Source organism: Sphingomonas sp., assembly GCF_042096255.1.
Lineage (GTDB): Bacteria > Pseudomonadota > Alphaproteobacteria > Sphingomonadales > Sphingomonadaceae > Sphingomonas.
In genome coordinates this window covers 1-9,741 of the sequence record NZ_JBELLZ010000105.1, presented here as the reverse complement: position 1 = coordinate 9,741, position 9,741 = coordinate 1, and the positions used below count along the sequence as shown (strand labels likewise).

11 protein-coding genes are annotated in these 9,741 nt (G+C 67.1%); 6 read left to right on the top strand and 5 right to left on the bottom strand.

The window, feature by feature from the left end:
• Nucleotides 1-777 (bottom strand): aspartate carbamoyltransferase catalytic subunit (locus tag ACFDTH_RS15520; protein WP_375288466.1); only part of this gene is annotated, 777 nt, incomplete at its 3' end.
• A gap of 459 nt (nt 778-1,236) precedes the next feature.
• On the opposite strand from ACFDTH_RS15520, the gene ACFDTH_RS15515 reads away from it, so the two are divergent.
• Nucleotides 1,237-1,407, top strand: a complete 171-nt coding sequence (locus ACFDTH_RS15515; RefSeq protein WP_375288465.1) for a hypothetical protein — start codon at nt 1,237-1,239, stop codon at nt 1,405-1,407.
• Here ACFDTH_RS15515 and ACFDTH_RS15510 read toward each other — a convergent pair.
• The 3 genes from ACFDTH_RS15510 to ACFDTH_RS15500 all read right to left on the bottom strand — a co-directional run bounded on the left by ACFDTH_RS15510 (nt 1,396) and on the right by ACFDTH_RS15500 (nt 3,655).
• The gene (locus ACFDTH_RS15510) at nt 1,396-1,959 is read right to left on the bottom strand and encodes a winged helix DNA-binding protein (protein WP_375288464.1); all 564 of its coding nucleotides are present in this window, start codon (nt 1,957-1,959) and stop codon (nt 1,396-1,398) included. The two genes, ACFDTH_RS15515 and ACFDTH_RS15510, sit on opposite strands and share 12 nt — an antisense overlap.
• Nucleotides 1,960-2,093: 134 nt before the next feature.
• The gene (gene ruvX, locus ACFDTH_RS15505; protein ID WP_375288463.1) at nt 2,094-2,552 is read right to left on the bottom strand and encodes a Holliday junction resolvase RuvX; all 459 of its coding nucleotides are present in this window, start codon (nt 2,550-2,552) and stop codon (nt 2,094-2,096) included.
• Nucleotides 2,549-3,655 (bottom strand): DUF3089 domain-containing protein, encoded by a 1,107-nt coding sequence (locus tag ACFDTH_RS15500; protein ID WP_375288467.1) that lies wholly within the window; start codon nt 3,653-3,655, stop codon nt 2,549-2,551. Before ACFDTH_RS15500 ends, ruvX begins: the two co-directional genes overlap by 4 nt.
• Nucleotides 3,656-3,756: 101 nt before the next feature.
• Here ACFDTH_RS15500 and gatC point away from each other — a divergent pair, with 101 nt between their 5' ends.
• Genes gatC through gatB form a run of 5 tightly spaced genes read left to right on the top strand, consistent with a single transcriptional unit; the run spans nt 3,757 to nt 7,746 of the window.
• Nucleotides 3,757-4,044: an Asp-tRNA(Asn)/Glu-tRNA(Gln) amidotransferase subunit GatC gene (gene gatC / locus ACFDTH_RS15495; RefSeq protein WP_375288462.1), complete on the top strand. Its 288-nt coding sequence runs from the start codon at nt 3,757-3,759 to the stop codon at nt 4,042-4,044.
• Nucleotides 4,041-5,525, top strand: a complete 1,485-nt coding sequence (gatA, locus tag ACFDTH_RS15490) for an Asp-tRNA(Asn)/Glu-tRNA(Gln) amidotransferase subunit GatA (RefSeq protein WP_375288461.1) — start codon at nt 4,041-4,043, stop codon at nt 5,523-5,525. Before gatC ends, gatA begins: the two co-directional genes overlap by 4 nt.
• A gap of 46 nt (nt 5,526-5,571) precedes the next feature.
• Nucleotides 5,572-5,874, top strand: coding sequence for an AbrB/MazE/SpoVT family DNA-binding domain-containing protein (locus ACFDTH_RS15485; protein WP_375288460.1), 303 nt, complete (start codon nt 5,572-5,574; stop codon nt 5,872-5,874).
• The gene (locus ACFDTH_RS15480) at nt 5,871-6,290 is read left to right on the top strand and encodes a type II toxin-antitoxin system VapC family toxin (RefSeq protein WP_375288459.1); all 420 of its coding nucleotides are present in this window, start codon (nt 5,871-5,873) and stop codon (nt 6,288-6,290) included. Before ACFDTH_RS15485 ends, ACFDTH_RS15480 begins: the two co-directional genes overlap by 4 nt.
• Nucleotides 6,283-7,746 carry an Asp-tRNA(Asn)/Glu-tRNA(Gln) amidotransferase subunit GatB gene (gatB, locus tag ACFDTH_RS15475; protein WP_375288458.1) on the top strand — a complete coding sequence of 488 codons (1,464 nt, stop codon included), beginning with the start codon at nt 6,283-6,285 and terminating at the stop codon, nt 7,744-7,746. Before ACFDTH_RS15480 ends, gatB begins: the two co-directional genes overlap by 8 nt.
• A 4-nt stretch (nt 7,747-7,750) precedes the next feature.
• On the opposite strand, the gene ACFDTH_RS15470 is transcribed toward gatB, so the two are convergent.
• Nucleotides 7,751-9,505 (bottom strand): von Willebrand factor type A domain-containing protein, encoded by a 1,755-nt coding sequence (locus ACFDTH_RS15470; protein ID WP_375288457.1) that lies wholly within the window; start codon nt 9,503-9,505, stop codon nt 7,751-7,753.
• Between the last annotated feature and the right edge of the window lie 236 nt (nt 9,506-9,741).

Here is a 9,741-nt window from a genome sequence, read left to right as displayed (position 1 = left end):
GTATTGGAGATGGAACTCGCGCGGGGAGGGGATGTAGCCGCCCGCCATCCGCTCGTTCTGGACCCGGAGCATCATCACGACGTCGGCTCCTTCCAGCGCGGCGTCGAAATCGGTGAAGGCGGTTACGCCCAGCCGCTCGACCTGTGGCGGCATCAGCGTGGAGGGCGCGCAGACGCGGACCTCAGCGGCCAGCGCGGTCAGCGCGAGCACATTCGAGCGCGCGACACGGCTGTGGAGCACGTCGCCGCAGATCACCACCCGCTGCCCGGCGATTGCGCCACGCCGCCGCCGGATGGTCAGCGCGTCGAGCAGGGCCTGGGTAGGATGCTCGTGCCGCCCGTCTCCGGCGTTGAGCACTGGGCAATCCACCTTGTCGGCGATCAGCGCGACCGCGCCGCTTGCCATGTGGCGGATCACGATCACGTCCGCCCGCATCGCATTCAGCGTCATCGCCGTATCGATCAGCGTCTCGCCCTTCTTCACGCTGGACTGCGCCGCGTGCATGTTGACCACGTCGGCGCCCAGGCGCTTGCCCGCAATCTCAAAGCTCAGCAGTGTTCGTGTCGAGTTCTCGAAAAAGGCGTTGATCTGCGTGAGGCCGTCCAGCCTCTTGTCCGGTGCCTCGCGCGCGCCGGCGACGGCGATCCAGGTTTCCGCTTCGTCCAGCAGGAACATGATCTCATGCGGCTGCAATCCATCGATGCCGAGCAGGTGCCGATGAGGAAAGACGGCGCCGCCTTCGATCATGCTGGCAGGGCGGTGGTCCGACGCGGGCATCGGGGCTGGCGGTTAGTAGGGAGCAGGCCGGCTGGCAAGCTGGCGGACCCGGCAGCTACCGCATACGGCAGCGATCACCCGAGGAAACACTGGATTTCCAAACACAGTTCATATCGTAGCGGCAGAGACGATCGAGGCGTGTCGCGACTATCGTTCGAGATCACCGTCAGGAGCGTGGCCGGGGAATTATTGTTCCTTAAGACACCGGTGGCACTCACGCAGTAAAGTCTGACATAAGCGACGCAAACAGTCGCGCCCGTGCTGTGCGCCTATCCACGATGTCGCACCGATCCCAAGCCGCTGTGCAGCGGGCAGGCACGCGCCTGCTGCTACGGATTGTTGCTCTGTTTGCAAGAACATATTGGTTATCTGATGACGCTGGGACGACGACACCCGACGTCCGGGGCATTCATCCGAAATGGATGGAACGTACCGCAGCGCAACGCAGTTGATCGATCGATGAGCGAAATCGACGATATCCCGCCGGCGAGCGCGGGCGAGTGCGTGGCGTTGCTGAAACGTGTCCTGCACTGCCTGGACGAGGTGTTGCCGATGCATGCTCCCGACGAGGCTGATCGGTTCGCCCTCGCTGGCGCTTATGTGCAGCAGGTGATCGACCTACTTGACTAGACGAAGTTGACCCAGCCCGAGCTTGCTGTTGCTGTCAGTCGTGGAGTCGAGCGTCTTTTCCATCTTGGCACGGCCTTCGTCCGTGAGCGTGATGAACGCACGGCGTCGGTCAAGCGGGTCTGCCGTGCGGCTCACGAGTTTCCTGCGTTCCAAAAGCCCGAGCCAGCGCAGTGCGGTGGACATTGGCGCGCGCGAGGCGACGCACAGGTCTCCGATTGTCACCGTCCGGTTTAGGCGAAAGTTGGCATAGAGATCGAGCAATATGTCCCACGCGGGCTCCGCGAAGAGCTCGTCGCCGAAGACCTGGTTCCGGTTCGTTCGCGCCTTGATCCATGCGAGCACGGTGGTCAACCGCTCCGAATCGCGACTGGCGGGCATCGCCGTTGCTCCGGACACTGTCGCTCGGGTGGGAGCGGCTTGTTCGCACGAAACCGTCTGCGAACGCGCGCTGTCCGCCACAGTCAGGCCGAGCATATGAGCGAACTCGTCGATCTCCCTTTTCAGCCTCTCAAGATCGAGGTCAGAATGCCCTTTTGCCTCTGATCGGTGCATCTCCGCGCCTTCCTCCGACCAACATTTATTCAGCACATACGTTTAATCTGCCCGAAAGTTCCGGTCTTTCAAGGGGCTAAGTCGCACGTAAGATGCGAGCAAGATCACGTGCACCGCGAACGTCGCGGCAGCGGTCAGATCGCGACGAGTGCATCGATAGCGCCTTGAAGAATGTAGGCCGCCGCCATCTTGTCCACCAATTCGGCACGCCGGGCCCTGCTCGCATCCTGTTCGATGAGAGTGCGGGTTACCGCCTGGGTGGACCATCGCTCATCCCACAGCAGCACGGGCGCGAGATCCGCGACGTTTCGGGCGAAAGCGCGCGTCGACTGGCTCCGTGGACTTTCGGTGCCGTCGAGGTTGAGCGGCAGGCCGATCACCAGCCCGACGACCTGCTGTGCCGAGAGCAGTTCCGCAAGCGTCGCCTTGTCTTTGGAGAATTTGGAACGGCGGACCAGGATTGCCGGCGAAGCGAAGCTCCAGCCGGCATCGCACAAAGCCGTCCCGATCGTCTTGGTACCGACGTCGAGCCCCAGCAGGCGCCCACCCTCGGGCAGCACCTTGCGAAACTCGGCGGGGCGCGTGGTGATCACCGTTGCTGGAACGCCGCCAGGCGGCGCAGAGCGTCGGCACGCACATTCGCCCAGAACAGGCTGTAGTCGTAGACGTGGTAGTTGTTGCCCGGAAGGACGAAGGGCCCGACATCCGGCGCGGCCCCGATCATCAGCAGCCCGCGCTTTCCGCACCGTGCGGGCACGCGTCCCGGCAGCATGGTGGCGGAGCGGAGGTCGGCAGACGGATAGAGCGTGCCGAGGTTCGCCTGCGCCGCAGCGGCTGCACCGGGCGTGCCGGTCAGCGGATTGGTGCAGACGAACGGCGTTCCACGGCGCGGGCGTCCGTCAAAGCCGGTGGTGCGATCATAAGTATCGACGATCAGCGCGGGATCAGCAGGCTCGGCGAACGTCTGCCACGAGAGCAGGCATCCTGACTGATCGGCATGAGTGCACTCCGGTAGACCCAGCGCAGCGAGGTCGGTCACCTGGGACACCGGCCAGCCGACCACATAGGCTGCGACGATGCGGCGGGCGAGCGGCGTTCCCGCGACCCTGTCCTTGAGCAGGTGGGTGAGGTGGAGCGCGCCCTGGCTGTGTCCGGCCAGGATGATCGGACGGTCCGGACCGATCTGCGCGAGGAACGCGTCGAATGCGACCTGAACGTCGCCATAAGCGAGACTCAGCGCACGCTCGGCATCTGCAAGGCTGGTCAGGAAGGCGCCGAACGTCGCCTGGCGGTAGCGCGGCGCCCAGATCTCGCCCGCGGCCGAAAAGGCGCTCGCCTGCCCGCGCAGGAAGATGGCGGCACGCGCGTTGGTGTCCGGATCGTCCAGCGTGGCGTTCCAGCGGGCCCGGTCGATGTACGAAGTCGGGTGGATGAAGAATACCGCGGCGGGAGGGCGGCGCGTGGCGGTGACGCCCTGCGGCAGCCACAGGGCCGGATTGTTCGCGATGTCCGGCCGGGCGAACCACATCCGCGGTGATGCGTAGCTGGCGGCGGAGGCGCGCGGCGCGGCATCGAAACGTGCGGTGGGCACCAGCGCCATCCGCATCAGCTCCGCGCCCCAGATACGATAGGCAAAGGCCGCGGCGATCGAAAGCACGATCAGCGCCGCGACGACATAAAGGAACTTGCGCGCCACCCGTGCATCCATTGTGCGGTGCAGCAAACACGCCGCTGCTGCAAGCGCGATCCCCTGCATCAGCCTTGCGGTTCGCGCAACCGGCGGGTAGCGGCGCGGCCATGTCCGTTGACATTGCCACTGTCCGCAAGGTTGCGAGCCTAGCGCGCATCGCCATCGACGATGCCGCCGCCGAGCGGCTCGTTCCCGAACTCAACAACATCCTCGGCTGGGTCGAGCAGCTCGGCGAGGTCGAAACCGCCGGCGTCGAGCCGATGACCGCGGTGATCCCCAACCACCTGCGCCTGCGCGACGACGTGGTGACCGACGGCGGCATCCGCGATGCGGTGCTCGCCAACGCGCCCAAGGCCGAGCACGGCTTCTTCGCCGTTCCCAAGGTGATCGAATGACTGACCTTACCGATCTCGGCGTTCGCCAGATCCGTGACGGCGTTCGCGACGGCGCCTTTTCCGCGCGCGAGGTGGCACAGGCCTTCGTCGATGCGGTTGCAGCTGCCAAGCCGCTCAATGCCTTCCTGGTCGAAACCCCCGAGCATGCGCTTGCCGCTGCCGATGCCGCCGATGCGGCGCGCGCCGCGGGCGAGGCGCCGAAGCCGCTCGCGGGCGTACCGATCGGCATGAAGGACCTGTTCTGCACCAAGGGCGTGGCTGCCACCGCGGCGAGCCACATCCTGGAAGGCTTCACCCCGCAGTATGAGTCCACCGTGTCGCAGAACCTGTGGGATGCGGGCGCGGGCATGCTGGGCAAGCTCAACATGGACCAGTTCGCCATGGGCTCGTCCAACGAGACCTCCGCCTTCGGCAACGTGATCAGCCCTTGGAAGCGCAACGACGGCGGCAACGCGCCGCTCGCGCCGGGCGGCTCCTCTGGCGGATCGTCGGCGGCGGTGGCGGCGCGGCTGTGTCCGGGCGCGACCGGCACCGACACCGGCGGCTCGATTCGCCAGCCAGCGGCCTTCACCGGCATCAGCGGGATCAAGCCAACCTACGGCCGCTGCTCGCGCTGGGGCACGATCGCCTTCGCCTCGTCGCTCGACCAGGCCGGGCCGATGGCGCGCGACGTGCGCGACTGCGCGATCCTGCTGGAGGCGATGGCCGGCTTCGACGCCAAGGACGCGACCTCGCTGGACCTGCCGGTTCCCGCCTGGGAACAGGGGCTAAACGCGTCGCTCAAGGGCAAGCGCGTCGGCATCCCGCGCGAATATCGCGTCGAGAACATGCCGACCGAGATCGAGGCCTTGTGGCAGCAGGGCATCGCCTGGGTGAAGGATGCCGGCGCCGAGGTGGTGGAGGTTTCGTTGCCCCACACCAAATACGCCTTGCCGGCCTACTACATCATCGCGCCGGCCGAGGCCTCGTCCAACCTCGCGCGCTATGACGGCGTCCGCTACGGCCAGCGCGAACTGCCCGAGGGTGCGAACCTCCAGGCGATGTATGCCGCGACCCGCGCCGCCGGCTTCGGCGACGAGGTGAAGCGGCGCATCCTGATCGGCACCTATGTGCTGTCCGCGGGCTTCTACGACGCCTATTTCACCCAGGCATCCAAGGTCCGCACCCTGATCGCGCGCGACTTCGAGCGGGCGTTCGAGACGTGCGACGTGCTGCTGACCCCGACCGCGCCCTCGGCGGCGTTCGGGCTGGGCGAGAAGGCGGACGATCCGCTCGCGATGTACCTCAACGACGTGTTCACCGTACCCTCCTCGCTCGCCGGCCTGCCGGCGATGAGCGTGCCGGGCGGGCTGGACGGTGCCGGCCTGCCGCTCGGCCTCCAGGTCATCGGCCGCCCGCTCGACGAACAGAGCGTGCTGGATGCGGCGCTGGCGCTGGAGGAGCGCGCAGACTTCGTGGCGCGGCCGGAGCGGTGGTGGTAGACGCCATCGCGTCTGGGTGTTACCTCAGGTAACACTGGAGAGCGTCATGAACATGCATGCCCCGATTACCGACGCGAACGACGGCAACATGACCAGCAAGGGTCAGGTGCTGATTCCCAAGGTCCTGCGCGATCGCGCCGGTCTGGTGCCAGGTGGCGAGGTGACGGTGGGCATGAACGAGCAAGGCGACATCGTGATCCGTCGTCGCGAGGAAGCGGAGACGCCCGAGCAGCGGCGGGCGCGGATGCGGGCCGGGATCGAGGCGGTTCGTGGTACGCTCAAGACCGGCTTTGCAACAACCGACGAATATATGGACTTCATCCGCCCGCACCGGCGTGAGGACTGGTGATCTTCGCCGATACCAACGTGATCCTCGACGTGCTTCAGGACGATCCCGTCTGGGAGCCATGGTCGTCGGACCGGCTTGCCGAAGCCAGGGGCGAGGGTGATATCGTCATCAATGCGATCACCGTCGCCGAACTCAGCCGCGACTATGCGGACGTTTCCATGCTCACCATGGCGCTTGGCCTTCTCGAACTCACGATTGAACCGATCGAGTTGGAGGCGGCGTTCCTCGCTGGGCATCGGTTCGCGGCGGCCGCTCGGCAGCGTCCCGATGGAGAGCGCAGGCGGCCTTTGCCGGACTTCTTCATCGGCGCCCATGCTGTCACGTTAGGTGTGCCGCTGTTGACGCGTGACACGCAGCTCTACCGTCGGCACTTCCCCGACCTCACCCTCATTATCCCCGAGACAGACCATGGCTGACGCATCCACCCCGTTCCGCATCCAGGGCGCCACCGGCGAGTGGGAGGTCGTGATCGGCTTGGAGGTCCACGCCCAGGTCACCTCCAACGCCAAGCTCTTCTCCGGCGCCGCCACGGCCTTTGGTGCGGAGCCGAACAGCCAGGTCAGCCTGGTCGATGCGGCGATGCCCGGCATGCTGCCCGTGCCGAACCGCGAGTGCATCCGCCAGGCAGTGCGCACCGGCATGGCGATCGACGCGCAGATCAATCGGTGGAGCCGGTTCGACCGTAAGAACTATTTCTACGCCGATCTTCCCCAGGGCTATCAGATCAGCCAGCTCTACCATCCGCTCGTCGGCGAAGGCGCGGTGGAGATCGAGGTTGGCGAGGAGACCCGCCGCATCGGCGTCGAGCGCATCCATGTCGAGCAGGACGCCGGCAAGCTGATGCACGACCAGCATCCGACGATGAGCTATGTCGACCTTAACCGATCGGGTGTGGCGCTGATGGAGATCGTTAGCCGGCCGGATATGCGATCCCCAGCGGAAGCGGGCGCATACCTGCGCAAGCTGCGCGCGATTCTGCGTTATGTGGGCAGTTGCGACGGCAACATGGAGGAAGGCTCCATGCGCGCGGACGTGAACGTCAGCGTGCGGCGGCCCGGCGCGCCGCTGGGCATGCGCACCGAGACCAAGAACGTCAACTCGGTCCGCTTCGTCATGGCGGCGATCGAGCATGAGGCGAACCGCCAGGTCGAGGTGCTGGAGGAGGGCGGCACGATCGTCCAGGAGACGCGGCTGTTCAACCCGGACACCGGCACCACCCGCTCGATGCGCTCCAAGGAGGATGCGCACGATTACCGCTACTTCCCCGATCCCGACCTGCTCCCGCTGGAGCTTGACGACGCCTTCCTCGACGAGTGCCGCGCCTCGCTGCCCGAGCTGCCCGATGCCAAGCGCAAGCGCTACGAGGGGCTGGGGATCAGCGCCTATAACGCCGAGGTGCTGACCGCCGAGGTGGAGAGCGCGCGCTGGTTCGACGCATTGCTGGATGCGGGTGCGGAGGGCAAGGCGGCCTCGAACTGGGTGACGGGCGAGCTGTTCGGCGCGCTCAACCGTCTCGGCAAGTCGATCGAGGACAGCCCGGTGATGCCGGGGCAGGCGGCCGAGCTGCTCGCGCTGGTCGCCGATGGCACGCTCTCGGGCAGCCTCGCCAAACAGGTGTTCGAGGCGATGCTGGAGACGGGCGACGCGCCGGGCAAGATCGTCGAGGAGCGCGGGCTCAAGCAGACCAGCGACACCGGTGCGATCGAGGCGGTGATCGCCGAGGTGCTGGCCAAGAACCCCAACCAGCTGGAACAGTATCGCGGCGGCAAGGTGGCGCTGTTCGGCTTCTTCGTCGGACAGACGATGAAGGCGATGGGCGGCAAGGCCAACCCGCAGGTCGTCAACGACCTGCTCAAGAAGGCGTTGGGCTGACCGGCTATTCGGCCGGCGCGCCCCTTGCGGCGAGGCCGGCCAGCTCCACGAACTCGTGCCGCCAATAGCCCTGCGGCGATCCGGCGAGCCGCTGTGCGTCGGCGAAGCCGAAGCGGCCGAGTTGGGGGTCGCCGCGCAGCTTCTGGCCATAAGCGGCGACCGCCACCGCGAACGCCATGTCGCCCGCCGGTGCGCGCGCGTCGCGGAGCGCGGCCGCCGGGATCGGCCGGCTGATCTCGCGCGAGGTGGTGCCGTCGGGCAGCTTGAAGCGGAGGCGCACGAAGGCGGCCTCACCGCCGGGCGAACCCTTGGCGGCGGGACGGTTCTCGGGATAGCGGCGTTCGCTGGTCCAGCCGGGCGAGCCCGCCGGCGCGACTTCGTAGAGCGCGGTGACCTGGTGGCCGGCGCCGATGTCGCCCGCGTCCACCGCATCGTTGCGGAAGTCCTCCTCGCGCAGGGCGCGGTTCTCATAGCCGATCAGGCGATACTGGCGGATGGCGGCGGGGTTGAACTCCACCTGCACCTTGACGTCCTTGGCGATGGTGACGAGCGTGGCGGAAAGCTCGTCCTCCAGCACCTTCTTGGCCTCCATCGCGGTGTCGACATAGGCATAGTTGCCGTTGCCGACATCGGCGATCCGCTCCATCATCGCCTCGTTGTAATTGCCCGTGCCGAAGCCGAGCGTGGTGAGGGTGATCCCGTAATCGCGATTGCGCTTCACCAGTGCCTCCAGCGCGCTGTTGTCGCTGATGCCGACGTTGAAGTCGCCGTCGGTGGCGAGAAAGATGCGGTTGACCGCACCCTTGCGGAAGTGCGCGCGGGCGGTGGCATAGGCGAACTCGATACCCTGGCCGCCGGCGGTGGAGCCGCCCGCCTCCAGGCAGGCGAGTGCGGCATCGACGTAGCGCTTCTCCGACGTGGGTTCGAGGACGATGCCGGCGCTGCCCGCATAAGCGACGATCGACACGCGGTCGTCCGGCCGCAGCTGGTCGGCGAGGCCGCGGAGAGCGGATTTCACCAGTGGAAGCTTGTCGTCGCTCTGCATCGAGCCGGAGGTGTCGACCAGGAAGACGAGGTTGGCGGGCGGGCGCGTCGTGGTGTCGAGATCATAGCCGCGCAGGCCGATGCGGATCAGCCGCGTGTCCGGGTTCCACGGCGTGGTGGCGACATCGGTGGTGACGCTGAACGGCACCGCCGGGTCGCTGGGGCGCGGGTAATCGTAGCGGAAATAGTTGACCAGCTCCTCGGTGCGAACCGCCTCGGCAGGCACCGGCTGGCCCTGCTTCAGGAAGCGGCGGACGTTGGCATAGGCGCCGGTGTCCACGTCCACGGAGAAGGTGGAGACCGGCGCGGCGGCGACATCCTGGACGTTGGCCACCGGCTTGCCATCGTAGCGCTCGGTGTTGCCGGGGGAGCCGACCGGGCCGGGCGCACGCTGGCCGGAGACCACCATGTCCGCCGATTGCGCCATTGCCGCAGGGGGCGGAACCGGCGCGGTGACCATCGGAGGGGGTGGAGGTGCGGGTGGCGGCGGTGGTGGAGGCGGGGGCGGCGCACCCGGTGCGATGTGCGTCTGGCGGTGCCGGGCGGTGGTGACGATGTGCGCCTGCTCCGACATCGGCGTCACCTTGCAGTGCACCGGGGAGTTCGGCTCGGGGCGGGGCAGGGGCCGGAGCGGCGGGGTGGTCGCGGTCAGCGCGGCAGGGCCGGGCAGGAGGGTGGCGAGTGCCACGATGGTCACGGTCCGGCGCAGGCGCATGTGGCGATCCCCTCGGCTGTTTGGGGGATGGTTGCAGCTGTGGGGGGCGGGGGCAAGGGGGAGCGAGCATCCGACTTGTCCTCCCCTGCAAGGGGAGGTGTCAGGCCGCAGGACTGACGGAGGGGTGTCGCGCTATCGAGGGCGGGACACCCCTCCGTCCCGCGCTCCGCGCGCGCCACCTCCCCTTGCAGGGGAGGATTGGTCAACCCATCGCCTCGACCTGTTCGGCCAGTTCC